Raw genomic sequence first — 18,647 nt, forward strand, 5'->3', positions numbered from 1 at the left:
TGAGGAGACCTGGATGGCGCACGGCGAGGCCGACCACGGCTGCGCCCAGGGCGAGCCCTGCCGACCGGGCCACCCCGACCAGCCGCCGGCGGGCCGACCGCACCGCCGGATGGTCACGGAGCAGGTCTGCCGGGCGGCCGAGCGGGTCGACGACGAGCTGATCCTGCCCCGCCAGCGCGGCACCGAGACCGTCGACGGCGCGGCGTGCCGACCGGCGGCGGAGCCCGGCCCGACCGGTCAACCGGACACCTCGGCCGGAGCCTGCCGCAGCGACCTGGCCGGGTGGGCCGGCGCGCACCGGCACGGCCCGGTCCGCCCCGGCCGGCGTCGGCAGCGGGTCCAACGCCCGCCACACCGCTGGTGCTGATCACCCGACGGCCCGTCGGCCGTTAGCGTGGTGACGTGCAGGCGATCGCGATCGACGGGTGGGGTACGGCCGACCGGCTGACCCCACGGGAACTGCCCGACCCCCCGGTGGGGCCGGACACGGTGCTGGTGCGGGTCCGCGCCGCCGGGGTGAACCCGGTCGACGCGAAGGTCCGCGCCGGGCAGCTCGCCGGGGCGATCCCCGCGCACTTCCCCCTGGTCCCCGGCTGGGACGCGGCGGGCGTGGTGGTGGCGGCCGGTCCGGCGGTCACCGGGTTCGCCGTCGGCGACGAGGTGATCGGGTACGTCCGCCGCGACCACCTCCAGTACGGCACCTACGCCGAACTGGTCCCCGCCCCGCAACGCTGCCTGGCGATCAGGCCGGCGCGGGCGTCCTGGGCCGAGGCGGCCGGCCTGCCGCTGGCCGGGCTGACCGCCTACCAGGCGTTGCGGCGGGCCGGCACCGGCGCGGGGGACACCGTGCTGGTGCACGGCGCGTCGGGCGGGGTGGGGCATCTCGCGGTGCAGGTGGCGCGGGCGCTGGGGGCGACCCGGGTGATCGGCACGGCGGGCCCGGCCAACCACGACTTCGTCAGGTCGTTGGGCGCCGAACCGGTCGCCCACGGCGACGGCCTGGCCGACCGGATCCGCACGCTCGCGCCCGACGGGGTGGACGTGGTGCTCGACCTGTTCGGCGGTGCGGCGCTGGACGCGTCCGCGGTGCTGCTGTCCAGCCCGGCCCGGCTGGTCTCCGTCGCCGATCCGGAACACGTCACCCGGCTCGGCGGCAGCTACCTGTTCGTGCAGCCGTCCTCGGCGGACCTGGGGCTGCTGGCCGCGCTCGTCGACGCGGGCCGGCTCACCGTCCACATCGAACGGGTGCTCCCGCTGGCGCAGGCCGCGGACGCGCACCGGCTGGTCGAGGCCGGGCACGTCCGGGGCAAGGTGGTGCTGGCGGTGTGGTCGGCGGCGGGTACGGCGGCCGACCGGCCGACCTGACCGGCACCGGGCGCGGTGCACCCGGCGGGCCGGCGAGGCTGTCGGGCCCGGTGGCCTCGCCGGGCCCGGTGGCGGTCGGCCGGCCCGTGCTCGTGGTCGGCCGGTGGTCGCCGGCCGGCCGGTGGTCAGCGGGTGCGGCGGCGGACCAGCAGGGCGATGCCCGCCAGGCCGAGCGTGATCACCAGCATCACGCCCACGTTGAGCAGCAGCAACCGCTGGAGTTCGGCGATCGCGTCGTCGATGTCCCGGCCCGGGTTGAGGGCGTCGTCGGCAAGGGCCCGCTCGCCGCCACCCACGCCGCCGCTGACCGTGTCGAACTGCCGCTCCAGCGGCACCCCGGCGGCGCGCAGCGTCTCGGACATGGTGAGCCGGCCGAGGAACCAGCCGGCGGTGGTCTTGTGCTGGTCGGGCTGCTTGGCCGGTCGGAAGGCCCGCGGACCGCCCTTGGCCAGCGGATAGAGGTCGAACGTCTGCTTGGGGGTGTCCCCGGCGAGCACCACGATGGTGTACTTCGGACCGAGGTCGGCGGCCTTGGGCCCCTTGGCCTCACCGGTGCGGCCGAACCAGCTGACCTGGTCGATGACCGCGACCACGTGGGTCGGGGCGGTGTCGGTGCGCAGACGCAGCGGTTCGGTCAGCCCGACCCCGGTGATGTCCACTCCGGCGGGTGGCGTCTTCGGCGCCGCCCGCTGTGCTCCGGCCGCCTGCGCGGCCGGCCCGGTGCCGAGCAGCACCACCGCCGCCACGCCCACGGCGACCGCTGCCAGCAGCCGCCTCACCCTGTCGACCATCGCCGCCTCCTCGCCCCGTTCGATGGATGGCTGTGCTGCGGGTCACGCGCGGGTCGGTCGGCATCGGCGCGTGACCGGGCAGCGCCGGCCACACCGCACAGACTTCCTGGAACATCGCTCGGATGCAGCTCTGGGAACAATATGTGGAACTATCTGCGATCCTGGAACGACCAATGCTCAGCCGCGTGATCAGCGGGCGGATCGTACCTTTGCGGAGGACTTCATGGGGGGCAGGGTCCCACGGCTGGTGCGGGCGGTGCCAGTGCTGGTCGGCGTGGCGCTCGGCGTGGCGTTGTTGCCGGCGTCGCCGGCGCTGGCACACAACTCGCTGACCGGGAGCAATCCGGCCAACGGGGCCAAGGTCGCCGCCGCGCCGGCCGCCGTCGAGCTGCGTTTCCTGGCCAAACTCGATCCGGGCAGGACGAAGATCACAGTGACCGGGCCGGACAACGTCCCGGCCGCCGGTGGCGAGCCGACCTTCTCCGGCAGCCGGGTCAGGGTGCCGTTCGCCCCGGGCGCGGCCGGTCTCTATATCGTCGACTATCAATTGCCTTCCAGTGACGGGCACCCGGTCAAGGGGGAGGTGCGGTTCACCCTCACCACCGGCACTGCCGCCGCGCCCCCGTCGCCGTCGGTCACCCCGTCGGCCAGCCCCACCCCGTCACCGACGCCGAGCAGCACGGCACCCGCCTCCCCGTCGACCACCCCGGTCGCCGCCGCCGGCACCGACGACGCCGGCCGGGGCTGGCTCTGGGCGGCCGGTGGCCTGGTGCTGCTCGCCGCGCTCGCCGCCGGGCTGTTCCTGCGCCGCCGCCGGGCCAGCCGGACCTGACCGGACACCGACGCGGGGCCCACCGGTCACCGGTGGGCCCCGCGTCGGTGTCGTGGCGGCTAGACCAGGCGGAGCCGGGCGGCGCGCAGCCGGGCCAGGGTGCGTTCCCGACCGAGCACCTCAAGCGACTCGAACAGCGGCAGCCCGACGGTACGGCCGGTGACCGCCACCCGGACCGGGGCCTGCGCCTTGCCCAGCTTGAGACCGCGTTCCGCGCCGACCGCCTCCAGCGTCGACTTCAGCGACTCCGCGTCCCAGGACTCCAGTGCCGTGTAGCCGGCGACGGCCGCGTCGAGCAGCTCGGCCGCCCCCTCCTTCATCGCCTTGGCCCAGGCCGCCTCGTCGATCAGCGGGTCGGCGAGGAAGAGGAAGTCGACGTTGGGCACGATCTCGCTGAGCACCGCGATCCGGGTCTGCGCCAGCGGCGCCACCGCGGCGAACGCGTCGGCGTCGAACTCCTCCGGCTGCCACGGTGGCGGCGCGATGGTGCCGGTGCCGGTCAGCCACGGCCGGCAGGCGGCCACGAACTCGTCGACCGGCAGCGCGCGGATGTACTCGCCGTTGAACGCGCGCAGCTTCTTCTCGTCGAAGAAGGCGGGGGAGGGGTTGACCTCGGCCAACCGGAACTCCTCCTCGATCACCGACCAGGGCACGATCTCCCGGTCGCCCGAGGGCGCCCAGCCGAGCAGCATCAGGTAGTTGCGCATCGCGGCGGCGAGGTAACCCTCGTCCCGGTACGCCTCCAGGGCCACCTTGTCGCGGCGCTTGGAGAGCTTCTGCCGCTTCTCGTTGACCACCACCGGCACGTGCGCCCAGATCGGCGGCTTCACCCCGAGCGCGTCCCAGAGGAGTTGCTGCTTCGGGGTGTTCGGCAGGTGCTCCTCGGCCCGGATCACGTGGGTGATGCCCATCGTCATGTCGTCCACGACGTTGGCGAGCAGGAACACCGGGGAGCCGTCGCCCCGGGCGATGACGAAGTCCTCGATCAGCTTGTTCTCGAACGTCGGCTCGCCCCGGATCAGGTCGACCACCACGGTCGTGCCCTCGTCGGGGGTACGGAAGCGCAGCGCCCGACCCTCGCCCGGGGGCAGGCCCCGGTCCCGGCAGAAGCCGTCGTAGCCCTGGTACTGCGAGCCGGTACGGGCCTGCACCGCCTCCCGGGTGCAGTCGCAGTAGTAGGCCCGGCCGGCGTCGTGCAGCCGCCCGGCGGCGGCCCGGTGCTCACCGGCGTACGCCGACTGGAAGTAGGGGCCCTCGTAGGTGTCGCGGGCGATGCCGATCCACTCCAGCGCGGACAGGATGCCCTCGGTCCACTCGGGCTTGTTGCGGGCGGCGTCGGTGTCCTCGACGCGCAGCACGAACACCCCACCCTGCTGCTTGGCGAAGATCCAGTTCTGCAGCGCCGAGCGGGCGCCGCCGACGTGGAACATACCGGTCGGGGAGGGGGCGAAGCGCACACGTACCGTCACGCCGTCCAGCCTACGGCCGGCCGCGACCGGGTTTCGCCAGGGGGCCGGGACGCCGCCGCCGGGCGTTGTCGACCCTTGGACGGCGACGGCGACGGCGACGGCGACGACGACGGCGGCGGCCCGACCCGCCCGGCCGGGTCGCCGCCGGGGGTCAGCGCACTCCCCGGATCTTGAGGACCAGGGCGCTGCCGAGCAGGGTCACCACGGCGGTCACCGCGTACAGCGTCGGGTAGCCGCCCAGGTGGACCACGATCGGGGCGGAGAGCGCCGGGCCGAGCACCTGGGGTGCCGAGTTCGCGATGTTGATCACCCCGAGGTCCTTGGCCCGGTCGGTGGCGCGCGGCAGCACCTCGGTGATCAGCGCCGCGTCGACCGACAGGTAGACGCCGTAGCCGGCACCGAGCAGCACGGCCGCGACCAGCGCCATCGGCCAGGTCGGCGCGACCGCCAGCAGCAGCGCGGCCACCGCCATCACCACCCCGGACACGATCACGTAGACCTTGCGCCGGCCGGACCGGTCGGACAGCATCCCGGCGACCACGGCGGTGAGCATCATGCCGAGGGTGTAGAGCAGGATCAGCACCAGCAGCCCGCCCTCGGGGTCGGGGTAGCGCACCCCGTCGGTGAGGAAGTACAGCAGGTAGAGGGTGCCCAGGGCGTTGCCGATCTGCACCAGGAACCGGGTGATCCAGGCCCAGGCGAAGTCCGGGTGCCGGCGCGGGTCGATCCACATCGAGGCGACCAGCGCGCGTAGCCGCAGCGGCGGGCGGTGCTGCCGGGGCAGCGGGTCGTCGGGGGTGAGGAGGGCGAACGGCAACGACAGCAGCAGCACCGCCAACGCCATCGCGGTGTAGCCGGGCACGGTGCCGCTGACCAGGGCGGTGACCAGTACCGCGCCGAGCACCAGGCCGAGCGCCTGCGGGATGCCCACCCAGCCGGAGACCCCGCCGCGCTGCACCACCGGCACCCGGTCGGGGATGCCGGCGGTGAGGCTGGCCAGCATCGCGTTGAAGCAGACCTGGGCGGCGACCCAGCCCAGCGCGACCCCGGCGATGGTCTGCTGCCGGGCCAGCAGCACCAGCGCCAACGCGCCGAGCACCGCGCCGCCGGCCGTCCAGACGTGCCGGCGGCCGAACTCCCGCCCGCCGATGCGCAGGCAGGTGCGGTCCGACAGCGCCCCGGCGAGCGGGTTGGCCAGCACCGCCGCGAGCGCGCCCAGCCCGGTGACGACGGCCAGCATCGCCTCCTTGTGGTCCGGCGAGATCCGTTCCACCTGTTGGGGCAGCAGCACCTGGATGGGGGTGAAGAAGGCCATCCACACCCCGAGGTTGGCCGCGAAGATCAACGCGATCCAGCTCCGCCGGACCGGGACGACCGGGTCGGCGAGCGCCGCCGGCAGCGAGGCCGGCGTCGGGTCGACGGTGGTCACCCCCGGCCGACCTGGGCCCGGTACCAGGCGTACGAGGACTTGGGCGTGCGGGTTCCGGTGGCGAAGTCGACGTGCACCAGGCCGAAGCGCTTGGTGAAGCCCTCCGCCCACTCCCAGTTGTCCAGCAGCGACCAGACGAAGTACCCGGTCACGTCGACGCCCTCGTCGATGGCGGCCCGCACGGCGCGCAGGTGCCCGTCGAGGTAGGCGATCCGGTCCGGGTCGGGCACCAGACCGTCGGCGTCCGGGACGTCGTCGTAGGCGCAGCCGCCCTCGGTGACCTGGATCGGCGGCAGCGCGTCGCCGTACCTGTCGCGCAGGCCGACGAGCAGGGTACGCAGCCCGTCCGGGACCACCGGCCAGTCGAACGCGGTCAGCGGGTAGCCCTCCAGCGGGACCAGCTCGAACGGCAGCGGGGAGCCCTCCTCGGGGGCGCGTACCCCGGTCGGGTTGTAGTAGTTGACGCCGAGCACGTCCAGCGGCGCGGCGATCACCGTGAGGTCGCCGTCGCGGACCACGCCCGGGTCGAAACCGTCGGGGTAGCCCCGGCCCAGCAGCGGGTCGGTGAACAGGTGGTTGTGCAGGGCGTCGTACGCCGCCGCGGCGGCCCGGTCGGCGTCGGTGTCGCCGTGGCGGATGACAGGCGAGTAGTTGTTGGCGATGGCCACCGGCGCGGTGCTGTGCGCGCGCAGCGCGGCGACGGCCAGTCCGTGCCCGAGCAGTTGGTGGTGGGCGGCGGGGAAGGAGTCGAAGAGCAGGGTCTGGCCGGGGGCGTGTTCGCCGGTGCCGTGGCCGAGGCTCAGGTGGATGAACGGTTCGTTGAGGGTGATCCAGAGCTTCACCCGGTCGCCGAGGCGGGCGGCGGTCACGTCGGCGTACTCGGCGAAGTGGGCGGCGGTGTCCCGGTTGAGCCAGCCGCCGGCGTCCTGGAGGGGCTGTGGCAGGTCCCAGTGGAACAGGGTGGCGACCGGGTCGATGCCGGCGGCCAGCAGGTCGTCCACGAGCCGGTCGTAGAAGTCCAGGCCGGCGGCGTTGACCGGGCCGGTGCCGCCGGGGCGTACCCGGGGCCAGGCGATCGAGAACCGGTACGCCGAGACCCCGAGCCCGGCCAGCAGCGCGACGTCCTCCCGGTGCCGGTGGTAGTGGTCGCAGGCCACGTCGCCGGTGCTGCCGTCGATGATCCGGCCGGGGGTGTGCGCGAAGGTGTCCCAGATGGACGGTCCCCGGCCGTCGGCGTCGGCACCCCCCTCGATCTGGTACGCCGAGGTGGACACCCCCCAACGGAAACCGGCGGGGAAACCGGGGATCGGTGCGGTCGTCATCCACCCTCCCAGAACGCGAAACGTGTTCGCACTCTAGGGCGCGAAGTCCGCGAGCGCCATAGGTGCGAGGCAATGCGGGCGCAAGGGCTGTCGGCGTGTCTTTTTCCGAACACGTCCCAGTAAGTCCGATTTAGCGCATAGAGTGCGGAATATCGCGGATGTCCTCAGTGGGGGAAGAACAGAATGATCCTCGTCGAACGCAGTGCGCACGTGATGGCGCCGGTGGAAGCGGTATGGGAAGTCGTCCAGCGGGCCGAGCAGTTGCCCGCCTGGCTGGCCGGGGTCCGGGCCGCCGAGGTCCTTTCGGGGGAGGGCTTCGGTCGCCGACAACTCGTCCAGGCCGGGCGCGGCTCGGCGCACGAGGCCGAGGTGATCGCCTACCAGGAACCCACCCTGATCGGCTGGCGGGAACGCGCCCGGGGGGCCGGGGCCCGCGCCGAGGCGCGTACCGAGATCTACGTGCAGCTCACCGCCGACGAGGAGGAGGGCGGCACGATCGTCCGGCTGATCGTGGTGCGCTGGCCGGCCGGCCCGGTCAAGGGTGCCCTGCTGCGCCTCGGGCTGCGCCGGGTCGGTGCCGACCTGGAGGAGTCGCTGGCCCGGCTCACCGACCTGGCCGCCGTCGGCTGACCCCGACCCGGCAACGCGGAAGGGCCCGGCGCACCGCGCCGGGCCCTGCGTCGTACCTCGGGGACTAGCTGTCCCCGCCGGTCTCGCCGACCGGGGCGGCGTTGACGTCGTCGATCGCGTACTTCTTGGCGGCCTCGGCCGGGACACCGGCCGGGACCGTGCCGCGCAGGGCGAGCTGCCGCAGCGTCGCCACCGCCACCGACTCGGCGTCGACGTGGAAGTGCCGCCGCAGCGCGTGCCGGGTGTCCGACATGCCGAAGCCGTCGGTGCCGAGCGAGGTGTAGTCGCCAGGTACCCAACGGGCGATCAGGTCCGGTACCGCGCGCATCCAGTCGCTGACCGCGACCTTCGGCCCGTCGGCGTCGGCCAGCTTCTGCGCGATGTACGGCACCCGCTGCTCCGCGCCCGGGTTGAGCAGGTTGTGCTCCTCGCAGAGCACCGCGTCCCGGCGCAGCTCCGTCCAGGAGGTCACCGACCAGACGTCGGCGGCCACCCCCCAGTCCTGGGCGAGCAGCTGCTGCGCCTTGAGCGCCCACTGCATGCCGGTGCCGGAGGCCAGGATGTTCGCCTTCGGGCCGTCGACCTGCGGGGCCGGCGCGTAGCGGTAGATGCCCTTGAGCAGCCCGTCGACGTCCACGTCGGCCGGCTCCACCGGCTGGTGGATGGGCTCGTTGTAGATGGTGAGGTAGTAGAAGATGTTCTCCTGCTCCTCGCCGTACATCCGGTGCAGGCCGTTCTCGACGATGTGGGCCAGCTCGAAGGCGAACGCCGCGTCGTAGGCGACCACCGCCGGGTTGGTGGCGGCCAGCAGCAGCGAGTGGCCGTCCTCGTGCTGGAGACCCTCACCGTTGAGCGTGGTCCGCCCGGCCGTCGCGCCGAGGACGAAGCCCCGGGCCATCTGGTCGGCCGCCGCCCAGAAGCCGTCACCGGTGCGCTGGAACCCGAACATCGAATAGAAGATGTACATCGGGATCATCGGCTCGTCGTGGGTGGCGTACGCGGTGCCGGCGGCGGTGAACGAGGCGACCGAGCCGGCCTCGTTGATCCCCTCGTGCAGGATCTGCCCGGTGGTCGACTCCTTGTAGGACAGGAACAGGTCCCGGTCGACCGAGGTGTACCGCTGGCCGTGCGGCGAGTAGATCTTCGCGGTCGGGAAGATCGAGTCGAGGCCGAAGGTGCGCGCCTCGTCCGGGATGATCGGCACCCAGCGCTTGCCGAACTCCTTGTCCTTCATGATGTCCTTGAGCAGGCGGACGAAGGCCATCGTGGTGGCCACCTTCTGCTTGCCCGAACCGCGCTTGACGTCGGCGAACCGCTCCGGCCCCGGGATCGCCAGCTTCTTGTGGCTGGTCCGCCGCGACGGCAGGAAACCGCCGAGCTGCTCGCGCCGCTCCCGCAGGTAGGCCAGCTCGTCGGAGGACTCACCAGGGGTGTAGTACGGCGGCAGGTACGGGTTCTCCTCCAGCACCTTGTCCGGGATGTCCAGATAGAGGCGGTCGCGGAACAGCTTGAGGTCGTCAAGCGTCAGCTTCTTCATCTGGTGCGTGGCGTTACGGCCCTCGAAGTGCGAGCCCAGCGTCCAGCCCTTGATGGTCTTGGCCAGGATGACGGTCGGCTGCCCGGTGTGCTCGGTGGCCGCCTTGTAGGCCGCGTAGAGCTTGCGGTAGTCGTGCCCGCCCCGCTTGAGGTTCCAGATCTCGTCGTCGGACAGGTGCTCGACCATCCTGCGGGTCCGCTGGTCGCGGCCGAAGAAGTGCTCCCGCACGTACGCCCCGGACTCCGCCTTGTAGGTCTGGTAGTCGCCGTCGGGGGTGGTGTTCATCAGGTTGACCAGCGCGCCGTCGGTGTCCGCGGCGAGCAGCGGGTCCCACTCCCGGCCCCAGACCACCTTGATCACGTTCCAGCCGGCGCCCCGGAAGAACGCCTCCAGCTCCTGCATCACCTTGCCGTTGCCCCGGACCGGGCCGTCCAGCCGCTGGAGGTTGCAGTTGATCACGAAGGTGAGGTTGTCCAGCTCCTCGCGGGCGGCGACGCCGATCGCGCCGAGCGACTCCACCTCGTCCATCTCGCCGTCGCCGAGGAACGCCCAGACGTGCTGCTGGGAGGTGTCCTTGATGCCCCGGTGGTGCAGGTAGCGGTTGAACCGGGCCTGGTAGATCGCGTTCAGCGGGCCCAGGCCCATGGACACCGTGGGGAACTCCCAGAAGTCCGGCATCAGCCGCGGGTGCGGGTACGACGGCAGCCCGCCGCCCGGGTGCGACAGCTCCTGCCGGAACCCGTCGAGCTGGTCCTCCGAGAGCCGGCCCTCCAGGAACGCCCGCCCGTACATGCCGGGGGAGGCGTGGCCCTGGTAGAAGATGTGGTCCCCGCCGCCCGGGTGGTTCTTGCCCCGGAAGAAGTGGTTGAAGCCCACCTCGTAGAGGGAGGCGGAGCTGGCGAAGGTGGAGATGTGCCCGCCGACGCCGATCTCCGGCCGCTGCGCCCGGTGCACCAGCATCGCCGCGTTCCACCTGACGTACGCCCGGATCCGTCGCTCGATGTGCTCGTCACCCGGGAACCAGGGTTCCTGCTCCGGGGCGATCGTGTTGATGTAGTCGGTGGTGGTCAGGGACGGAACCCCGACCTGCCGCTCGCGGGCCCGCTCCAGCAGGCTCAGCATGACGTACCGGGCGCGCTTGGTTCCGCGCTCGTCGATGACACCGTCGAGCGACTCGACCCATTCGCCGGTCTCTTCAGGGTCGATGTCCGGAAGCTGGCTCGGCAGACCAGCGGTGATCACCGGGCGCTTGCGTTCCGTAGCCACAGGCGTTCCCTCGGTTGTGTGTGGGATAGGTCTCTAGCGCCATCCTGCCCTCTGGTGGCACCCGGCGTCACCTGTAGCTCCCTCAGACGCGACGCTGAACACAGGTACCCGTCGGTAACTTTGCGTGGACGGCCGCGCCGTCGCCGGGGACCGCCAGCGCCCCCGGGCGGGCGGCGATAGCGCCCCCGGACGGCGGCGGCAGCGCCCCCGGGCGGCGGCGGCAGTGCGACGCATGCGGCAGAATCCGCCCTATGCGCAGTGAGGTGATCACCGTCCGGACCGGTTCCCGTCCCACCGTCGCCGACATCACGGCCGAGGCCGAACGGTTCGTCGCCGGGCAGGGCGACGGCCTGCTGCACGTCTTCGTGCCGCACGCCACCGCCGGGGTGGCGATCATCGAGACCGGCGCCGGCTCCGACGACGACCTGCTGCGGGCCCTGGACGACCTGCTGCCCACCGACGACCGTTGGCGGCACCGGCACGGCTCGCCCGGCCACGGCCGCGACCACGTGCTGCCCGCCTTCGTCCCGCCGTACGCGACGCTGCCGGTGCTCGGCGGCCGGCTCCAACTCGGCACCTGGCAGTCGGTCTGCCTGGTCGACCCCAACGGCGACAACCCGTCGCGCCAGGTCCGCTTCTCCTTCCTCCCCGGCTGACCCGCCCCGGCCCCGGCCGACGCCCGGCCGGCCCCCAGGGCCCCGACCGGCCGCGATCAGCGCAGCCCGGTCTCCGTCTCGACCGTGTAGCGGTCCCGGTCCACCGGCCGGACGCGGGCGGTGGACGGCGGCCGGTCGTACGTCTGGTGCAGGCCGGGCACCCGGTCCTCGACCACGAACGACGCCCGGGGGTACGCCGGCGCACCCGCCCGGCTCACGTACGGCAGCACCATGAAGTCCGCACTGAGCTGCGCGGGGGTGATCGTGGTCCGGACGAAACCGCGCAGGTCGTTCTGGAACCGCAGGTGCGGGTTGGTCCGCAGCCACGGGTGCGAGCCGCTGGCCGAGTCGAAACCGTCCCCGCCCGAGGTGACCGAGGAACAGACCAGCTCGGTGCCGACCGTCCGCGCCGCCGGGTCGAGGTAGTCCAGCTTCAGGTCGGCCGCCCAGTGCGCGTGCACGTCGCCGGTGAGCACCACCGGGTTGCGGACCCCGGCGGCTACCCAGCCCCTGGTGATCCGGTCCCGGGAGGCCAGGTAGCCGTCCCAGGCGTCCATGCTGGTCAGCCGGGTCGGCCCGGGGTCACGGTCCCGGGCGGCGAAGAACACCTGCTGGGCGAGCAGGTCCCAGCGGGTGTCGGAGCGGCGGAACCCGTCCAGCAGCCACTGCTCCTGCGCCGTCCCGGTGATGGTGCGACCCGGGTCGGCCGCCGCCGGGCAGTCCCGGTAGCCGTCCCCGCACGCCTGGTCGTCCCGGTACTGCCGGGTGTCGAGCAGGTGGAAGGTGGCCAGCCGACCCCAGCGCAACCGCCGGTACAGCGCGATGTCCGGACCGCGCGGCACCGAGGACCGCCGCAACGGCATGTTCTCGTGGTACGCCTGGAAGGCGGCGGCCCGCCGGGCCAGGAAGTCCGGGTCCGGCTCCTCCGGCACCGCGCCGGCCCAGTTGTTCTCCACCTCATGGTCGTCGAAGACCACCGCCCAGGGGGCCACCGCGTGCGCCGCCTGCAGATCCGGATCGGTCTTGTACTGGGCGTGCCGCTGCCGGTAGTTGGCCAGCGTCCGGGTCTCCGGCCCCTCGTGCCCGCGCGGTCGTTCGGGGCCGTACTCCCGGGCGTACTCGTACTGGTAGTCGCCGAGGTGCAGGATCAGCTCCGGCGCGCTCTCGGCCAGCCGCCGGTACGCGGTGAAGTACCCCTGCTCGTAGTGGGAGCAGGAGACGAAACCCATCGCCAGCGCGGTGGGCAGGGACGCCGGGTCGGGCGCGGTCCGGGTGCGCGCGGTGGGGGAGAGGTGCCCCTCGGCCCGGAACCGGTAGAAGTACTCCCGTCCCGGCAGCAGCCCGGTCAGCTCGACGTGCACGCTGTGCGCCGCCTCGGGCCGGGCGGTCTGGGTACCCCGCTGGACGACGTGCCGGAACAGTGCGTCGGCGGCGACCTCCCACTGCACCTCGACCGTCCGGCCGGGCATGCCGCCCAGGCCGTCCTCGGCCAACGGCTGCGGCGCCAGCCGGGTCCACAGCACCACCCCCTGGTGGTCGGGGTCACCGGAGGCCACCCCGAGGGTGAACGGCCAGACCAGCGGCCGGTGCCGGGCCGGCACCGCCGGCCGGGCGGGACGGCCGTCGGCGGCGTCGGCGGGCGTGGACCGGCCGCCGGTCGCGCCGACCGCGCCGAGCGCCGCGCCGGAGAGCAGGACGGTACGTCGGGACAGTGCCATGGGAGCCTCCCCAGGGTCCGGTGCGTTCCTGACCCCGGCAGCGTCGCGACCCACGGTGGCCGTCAGGTGACGATCGGAGACCGGCACCGTCTCCGGCAGCCGAACAGCGTCCGGCGGACCGGGTGCCCGCCGCGCCGGCCCGTCGCCCGACCAGCGGGCAGGCTGTCCACACTGCGGAAACGGGGCGGGACGGTGCCCCACGGGGACCGTCCACAGCGGGGTGCGGCCCGGCGTCGTGGCCCGGTCGGGTCGTGTCTGACTGGGCGACCGTGGCCTCCGTCGGTAATGCTGATCGCGTGACCACCCCGCAAGATCTCGACGACCGGTTCCGGGAGACCCTGGGCGCGTTGCCCGAGCCCGAGCGGCGGCGTGACCCCGGGCAACCCGTCCGGCCCGGTGCCGCGCTGACCGGGCGACAGGTGCTCGCCCTGTTCGACGCGCAGGTGACCAGCCGCCAGCTCGACCTGGCCGCGCGGTGGCTGCGCAGCTTTGACGAGGGCTTCTACACGATCGGCTCGGCCGGGCACGAGGCCAACGCGGCGGTGGCCGCCGCGCTGCGCCCCACCGACCCCGCCCTGCTGCACTACCGCTCCGGCGCGTTCTACTGCCTACGCGCCGCCCAGGCCGCCGGCGACTTCCCCGGCGGCGACGCCGGGACCGGCGGGGATCTCGCGGCGGCGACCGGTGACCCGGACGCCGACGACCAGCCGACGACCGGAGACCCCGACGGCGTCCATGAGCCGACCGACACCCCCGACGGCGTCCATGAGCCCGCCGACACCCCTGACGGCGGCAGTCGGCCGGCCGCCGCCCCCACCGACGGCGGCCACCCGGCGGTCGACGACGTCCCCGCGCCCGCCGGAGCGCACCACACCGGCCCGCCCGCCGCAGGTCCGGACGCCGGCTCCCGGCCCGGTCACCCGGACGCGCCCGGTTCCCCGGCGGTCACCGGGGCGTCGCACGCCGTCGCCGCGCCGCCCGGAGCCCCGGACGCCGCCGGCCCGTCGACCGGTCTGCCGGACGCCGTTGCCGCGTCCTCGGGAACCCCTGACGCCGGCCCGCCGGACGCGGACGCGGTCGACGGCCTCGCCGTGCCGCCGTCCCCGGCCGGAGCGGTCGCCTACCGGGTGGGTGCCGACGGCACCGCCGAGCCGGTGCCCCGCCAGCGGACCGCCACCCCGGTAGCAGCCGTCCCCACCGGTCAGACCGTCACGTCCGCCGGTTCCGCTCAGACCGTCACGTCCGCCGGTTCCGCTCAGACCGTCACGTCCGCCGGTTCCGCTCAGACCGTCACGTCCGCCGGTTCCGCCGCCGACCCGTCCGGCCCGGCGGGAGACCCGGCCGACGTCGGGCCCGGAACCTCCGTCGCCACCGGCCCTCGCCCCGAGCCGGCGGTGGCCGACCCGGCGGGCGGCCCGGACCGGGACGGATGGCAGGAGGCGTACGCCGGGGCGGCCCGGGACGTGCTGCGCGGTATGGTCGCCTCGACCCGGGACCCGATCGCCGGGGGCCGGCACAAGGTCTTCGGCCGCGCCGACCTGGCCGTGGTGCCGACCACCTCCACCATCGCCTCGCACCTGCCCCGGGCGGTCGGGTTGGGGCTGGCCGTGGAGCGGCTACGCCGGATGGACACCGCCGGCCGGCGCGACGACCCGGACGGCCCGCCGCGCTCGCCGTGGCCCCGGGACGCCATCGTCGTCTGTTCGTTCGGCGACGCCTCGGTCAACCACGCCAGCGCCACCGCCGCCTTCAACACCGCCGGCTGGTACGACCACACCGGCCTGCGGATCCCGGTGCTCTTCGTCTGCGAGGACAACGGCCTGGGCATCAGCGTCCGGTCACCGGAGGGCTGGGTGGAGCGGACCCTGCGGGCCCGGCCGGGGGTGCGGTACTTCACCGCCGACGGCACTGATCCGGTGGCCGTGCACGCGGTGGCCGCCGAGGCCGCCGGCTGGGTGCGGCGGCACCGTCGCCCGGCGGTGCTGCACCTGCGTACCGTGCGGTTGCTGGGCCACGCCGGTGCCGACGCCGAGCAGGCGTACCGCAGCACCGCCGAGATCGCCGCCGACGAGGCGCGCGACCCGGTGCTGGCCACCGCCCGGCTGCTCGTCGAGGCCGGGGTGGCCACCGGGGAGGAGTTGCTGGCCCGCTACGACGAGCGGGGCTGGCAGGTGCGACGGACCGCCGAGGAGGTGCTCGACGAGCCGAAGCTGGCCGCGGTGGCCGAGGTGGTGGCCCCGCTGTCGCCGCGCCGGCCGTCGCGGGTCGCCGCCGCCGTGGCGCAGGCCGCCCAGCGGGCGGCCGGACCGGACGCGGCCGGCCGGGCGGAGGCGTTCGGCGGCAAGCCGCCGGAACTGGCCGGCCCGTTGACCCTCGCGCAGAGCATCAACGCGGCCCTCGCCGACGGGATGCTCAGCCATCCGCAGTTGGCGGTCTTCGGCGAGGACGTCGCCGCCAAGGGCGGGGTGTACGGGGTGACCAAGGGGCTGCGGGAGCGGTTCGGGGCGGCCCGGGTCTTCGACACCCTGCTGGACGAGACGTCGGTGCTGGGGCTGGGGCTGGGCGCCGGGCTGGCCGGGATGCTGCCGGTGCCGGAGATCCAGTACCTGGCGTACCTGCACAACGCCGAGGACCAGTTGCGGGGCGAGGCGGCCACGTTGCAGTTCTTCTCGCAGGGGGCGTTCCGCAACCCGATGGTGGTGCGGGTGCCGGGGCTGGCGTACCAGGAGGGGTTCGGGGGGCACTTCCACAACGACAACTCGGTGGCCGTACTGCGGGACGTGCCCGGTCTGGTGGTCGCGGTGCCGGCGCGGCCGGACGACGCCGGGCCGCTGCTGCGGACCTGCCTGGCCGCCGCGGTGGTGGACGGCACGGTCTCGGTGTTCCTGGAGCCGATCGCCCTCTACCACACCCGGGATCTGTACGAGGCTGGTGACGGTGAGTGGCTGGGCGCCTACGCTGAGCCGTCCGCCTGGGCTGCCGGTCACGCCCCGATCGGCCGGGCCCGGGTGTACGGCGTCGGCTCCGCCGAGGACGTCACCATCGTCACGTTCGGTAACGGGGTGCGGATGTCGCTGCGGGCGGCGTCGACCCTGGCCGACGAGGGGATCGGCTGCCGGGTGGTGGACCTGCGGTGGCTGGCTCCGCTGCCGGTGGCGGACCTGATCCGGGAGGCGTCGGTGACCGGGCGGGTGCTGGTGGTGGACGAGACGCGGCGCTCCGGCGGGGTGGGCGAGGGCATTCTCGCGGCGCTGGTCGACGCGGGATACGTGGGGGCGGCGCGGCGGGTGGCGGCAGTTGACTCGTTTGTACCATTAGGTCCGGCCGCCCGTCAGGTCCTGGTCTCCGAGGATGCCATTACCCAGGGTGCCCGTACGCTGCTGGCACGGTAAATTCCGTTCCACCCGGTGCGCCACTTGCGCGACGGACCACAACTGTGTGGACTCTGCCTGACGGCGTCACCGCGACGCCGCCGGGCAGGGACGAGATGAGGAGGCACGCGACAGTGAGCGCGACCGCTGGTCAGGCCGCCGACGGGGTACGTCTCCTGGCGGACCGGTTCGGGATCGAACCGGGCATGGTCGTCATGGAGATGGGGTACGACGAGGACGTCGACCAGGATCTCCGGGACGCCCTGACCGACCGCTGTGGAGAACTGGTCGACGAGGACACCGACGAGGTGGTCGACGCGGTGCTCGTCTGGTACCGCGACGGTGACGGTGACCTCTTCGAGCTCCTCGTCGACGCCCTCGGTCCGCTGGCCGACGCCGGAGTCGTGTGGCTGTTGACCCCGAAGGCCGGCCGGGACGGGCACGTCGAGCCGAGCGAGGTCGCCGAGTCGGCGCAGACCGCGGGGCTCCAGCAGACCTCGACCCTCAACGCCGGCAAGGACTGGAGCGGTGCCCGGCTCGTGCTGCGCCGCGGATCCAAGGGCCGCAAGTAGTAGGCCGTACGCGACTGAGCAATCCCGCACCCGGGGCGTCCGCGCCGGGTGTGGCAGGCTGGACCCACCTCAGACTCGACCCAAGGAGTTCGCATGCCGATCGAGGTTGGTGCCGAGGCACCCGACTTCCTGCTGAAGGACCAGAACAACCAGGAGGTACGGCTCTCGGACTACCGGGGCAACCGCACCGTGCTGCTGGTCTTCTACCCGCTCGCCTTCACCGGCATCTGCCAGGGCGAGCTGTGCGAGGTGCGGGACAACCTCAACGACTACGTCAACGACGACGTGCAGGTGCTCACCGTCAGCGTCGACTCGATCTACGCGCACAAGATCTGGGCCGAGAAGGAGGGCTACCAGTTCCCGCTGCTGGCCGACTTCTGGCCGCACGGGGCGGTCGCCCAGGCGTACGGCGTCTTCAACGACCTCGCCGGCATCGCCAACCGGGGCACCTTCGTCATCGACAAGGCCGGCATCGTCCGGTTCGCCGAGATGAACATGCCGGGTGAGGCGCGCGACCAGCAGAGCTGGCGCAAGGCCCTCGCCGACACGGTCGCCGCCTGACCGGTCTCCGGGCATACCGTTGCGACGGGCCGGCGGCCGGCAGGTAAGCTTGCCAGCCACCGGCCCGCCCGCACGGGCGTTCCGGGCGCGTAGCTCAGTGGGAGAGCACCCGCCTTACAAGCGGGGGGTCGCAGGTTCGAAACCTGCCGCGCCCACCCACCCCTGCGCCACCGCGAACCCGCAGGTCACCGGCCCTGCCGACGCGCCCGTACCCCTCCCACCCCGCGCCCGTCCCGCCGCAGGTCCGCGGGGTCGCCGTCAGGGCGTCCCCGGTCGGCCCGAGGCCCGGAGCAGGTCGGAGGAGACCCGGTGAGCTATGCCGACGTCAACGGGCTGCGGCTCTGGTACGAGGAACACGGTGACGGACCCCCGCTGGTGCTGCTGCACGGCGGCTACGGCGCGGCGGAGATGTTCGCCCCGATCCTGCCGGCGCTGGCCCACCGCCGTCGGGTGATTGCGGTCGACCTCCAGGGGCACGGTCGCACCGCCGACGTGGACCGTCCACTGCGCTACGAGTCGATGGCCGACGACGTCGCCGCGCTGCTGCGGCACCTCGACCTGCCCGGGGCGCAGCTGCTCGGCTACTCCCTGGGCGGCGGGGTGGCGCTGCGGACCGCCGTCCAGCATCCGGACCTGGTACGCCGGCTGGTGCTGGTCTCCACCCCGTTCCGGCGGCGGGGTTGGTATCCCGGGGTGCTGGCCGCCATGTCCGGCCAGGACGAGCGGGCCGGCGAACGGATGCGCGGCACGCCCCCGCACCAGCTCTACACGCGGATCGCCCCCCGGCCGCAGGACTGGCCGGTGCTCTGGGCCAAGACCGGTGACCTGCTCCGCCGCGAGTACGACTGGACACCGCAGGTGGCGGCGCTGGCCGTACCGACCCTGCTGGTCTTCGCCGACGCGGACGCGATCCCGGTCGCCCACATGGCCGAGTTCTACGGGCTGCTCGGCGGTGGGCACCGTGACCCGGGCGGCGACGGCACCTCGCGTCCGACCTCCCGCCTCGCGATCCTCCCCGGCCTCACCCACCAGGACATCCCCACCACCCCCCTGCTACCCCACCTCGTTCTCCCCTTCCTCACCCACCAACTCCACTGACCCCCGGCCTCTCTCCCCCCGCCCGCGCCC

General features: G+C 73.6%; 15 protein-coding genes and 1 tRNA gene. 10 read left to right on the top strand and 6 right to left on the bottom strand.

Annotation, left to right across the window (positions count from 1 at the left end):
* The first annotated feature begins 13 nt into the window (after positions 1 to 13).
* Both ACWCHM_RS04040 and ACWCHM_RS04045 read left to right on the top strand, forming a co-directional pair.
* On the top strand, positions 14 to 367 hold the full coding sequence (locus ACWCHM_RS04040) for a hypothetical protein (protein ID WP_204959446.1): 354 nt from the start codon (positions 14 to 16) through the stop codon (positions 365 to 367).
* A gap of 35 nt (positions 368 to 402) precedes the next feature.
* Positions 403 to 1,365, top strand: a complete 963-nt coding sequence (locus ACWCHM_RS04045) for an NADP-dependent oxidoreductase (protein WP_204959445.1) — start codon at positions 403 to 405, stop codon at positions 1,363 to 1,365.
* A gap of 125 nt (positions 1,366 to 1,490) precedes the next feature.
* Here the strand turns inward: ACWCHM_RS04045 and ACWCHM_RS04050 are convergent, their stop codons facing one another.
* Complete coding sequence (locus tag ACWCHM_RS04050) at positions 1,491 to 2,156, bottom strand: hypothetical protein (RefSeq protein WP_204959444.1); 666 nt, start codon at positions 2,154 to 2,156, stop codon at positions 1,491 to 1,493.
* Between the two features lie 223 nt (positions 2,157 to 2,379).
* Here ACWCHM_RS04050 and ACWCHM_RS04055 point away from each other — a divergent pair, with 223 nt between their 5' ends.
* A complete protein-coding gene (locus ACWCHM_RS04055; protein ID WP_454221536.1) occupies positions 2,380 to 2,988 on the top strand; it encodes a copper resistance CopC family protein in 609 nt (202 codons plus the stop codon).
* Positions 2,989 to 3,047: 59 nt separating this feature from the next.
* Here ACWCHM_RS04055 and gltX read toward each other — a convergent pair whose 3' ends face one another.
* The 3 genes from gltX to ACWCHM_RS04070 form a co-directional block, all read right to left on the bottom strand.
* Positions 3,048 to 4,457 (bottom strand): glutamate--tRNA ligase, encoded by a 1,410-nt coding sequence (gltX, locus tag ACWCHM_RS04060; protein WP_454221537.1) that lies wholly within the window; start codon positions 4,455 to 4,457, stop codon positions 3,048 to 3,050.
* A gap of 151 nt (positions 4,458 to 4,608) precedes the next feature.
* A complete protein-coding gene (locus tag ACWCHM_RS04065; protein WP_454221538.1) occupies positions 4,609 to 5,886 on the bottom strand; it encodes an MFS transporter in 1,278 nt (425 codons plus the stop codon).
* Positions 5,883 to 7,208 carry a GH1 family beta-glucosidase gene (locus ACWCHM_RS04070; protein WP_454221539.1) on the bottom strand — a complete coding sequence of 442 codons (1,326 nt, stop codon included), beginning with the start codon at positions 7,206 to 7,208 and terminating at the stop codon, positions 5,883 to 5,885. The genes ACWCHM_RS04065 and ACWCHM_RS04070 overlap by 4 nt, the downstream gene beginning before the upstream one ends.
* Positions 7,209 to 7,391: 183 nt before the next feature.
* Here ACWCHM_RS04070 and ACWCHM_RS04075 point away from each other — a divergent pair, with 183 nt between their 5' ends.
* On the top strand, positions 7,392 to 7,838 hold the full coding sequence (locus ACWCHM_RS04075; RefSeq protein ID WP_204959440.1) for an SRPBCC family protein: 447 nt from the start codon (positions 7,392 to 7,394) through the stop codon (positions 7,836 to 7,838).
* A 64-nt stretch (positions 7,839 to 7,902) separates the two neighbouring features.
* On the opposite strand, the gene aceE is transcribed toward ACWCHM_RS04075, so the two are convergent.
* A complete protein-coding gene (aceE, locus tag ACWCHM_RS04080) occupies positions 7,903 to 10,641 on the bottom strand; it encodes a pyruvate dehydrogenase (acetyl-transferring), homodimeric type (protein ID WP_204959439.1) in 2,739 nt (912 codons plus the stop codon).
* 251 nt (positions 10,642 to 10,892) lie between these two features.
* Here aceE and ACWCHM_RS04085 point away from each other — a divergent pair, with 251 nt between their 5' ends.
* On the top strand, positions 10,893 to 11,297 hold the full coding sequence (locus ACWCHM_RS04085) for a YjbQ family protein (RefSeq protein WP_168222548.1): 405 nt from the start codon (positions 10,893 to 10,895) through the stop codon (positions 11,295 to 11,297).
* A 56-nt stretch (positions 11,298 to 11,353) separates the two neighbouring features.
* Here the strand turns inward: ACWCHM_RS04085 and ACWCHM_RS04090 are convergent, their stop codons facing one another.
* Positions 11,354 to 13,015 (bottom strand): alkaline phosphatase D family protein, encoded by a 1,662-nt coding sequence (locus ACWCHM_RS04090; RefSeq protein WP_454221540.1) that lies wholly within the window; start codon positions 13,013 to 13,015, stop codon positions 11,354 to 11,356.
* 1,013 nt (positions 13,016 to 14,028) lie between these two features.
* On the opposite strand from ACWCHM_RS04090, the gene ACWCHM_RS04095 reads away from it, so the two are divergent.
* The 5 genes from ACWCHM_RS04095 (at position 14,029) to ACWCHM_RS04115 (ending at position 18,617) form a co-directional block, all read left to right on the top strand.
* Positions 14,029 to 16,407 carry a thiamine pyrophosphate-dependent enzyme gene (locus ACWCHM_RS04095; protein ID WP_454223008.1) on the top strand — a complete coding sequence of 793 codons (2,379 nt, stop codon included), beginning with the start codon at positions 14,029 to 14,031 and terminating at the stop codon, positions 16,405 to 16,407.
* A gap of 113 nt (positions 16,408 to 16,520) precedes the next feature.
* A complete protein-coding gene (locus tag ACWCHM_RS04100; protein ID WP_067315614.1) occupies positions 16,521 to 16,958 on the top strand; it encodes a DUF3052 domain-containing protein in 438 nt (145 codons plus the stop codon).
* A gap of 93 nt (positions 16,959 to 17,051) precedes the next feature.
* Positions 17,052 to 17,519, top strand: a complete 468-nt coding sequence (locus ACWCHM_RS04105) for a peroxiredoxin (protein WP_204959437.1) — start codon at positions 17,052 to 17,054, stop codon at positions 17,517 to 17,519.
* 83 nt (positions 17,520 to 17,602) lie between these two features.
* Positions 17,603 to 17,674: transfer RNA gene (locus tag ACWCHM_RS04110), tRNA-Val, on the top strand.
* 154 nt (positions 17,675 to 17,828) lie between these two features.
* Positions 17,829 to 18,617, top strand: coding sequence for an alpha/beta fold hydrolase (locus ACWCHM_RS04115; protein ID WP_454221541.1), 789 nt, complete (start codon positions 17,829 to 17,831; stop codon positions 18,615 to 18,617).
* Positions 18,618 to 18,647: the final 30 nt, after the last annotated feature.

This window comes from Micromonospora sp. SCSIO 07396, from assembly GCF_053667945.1.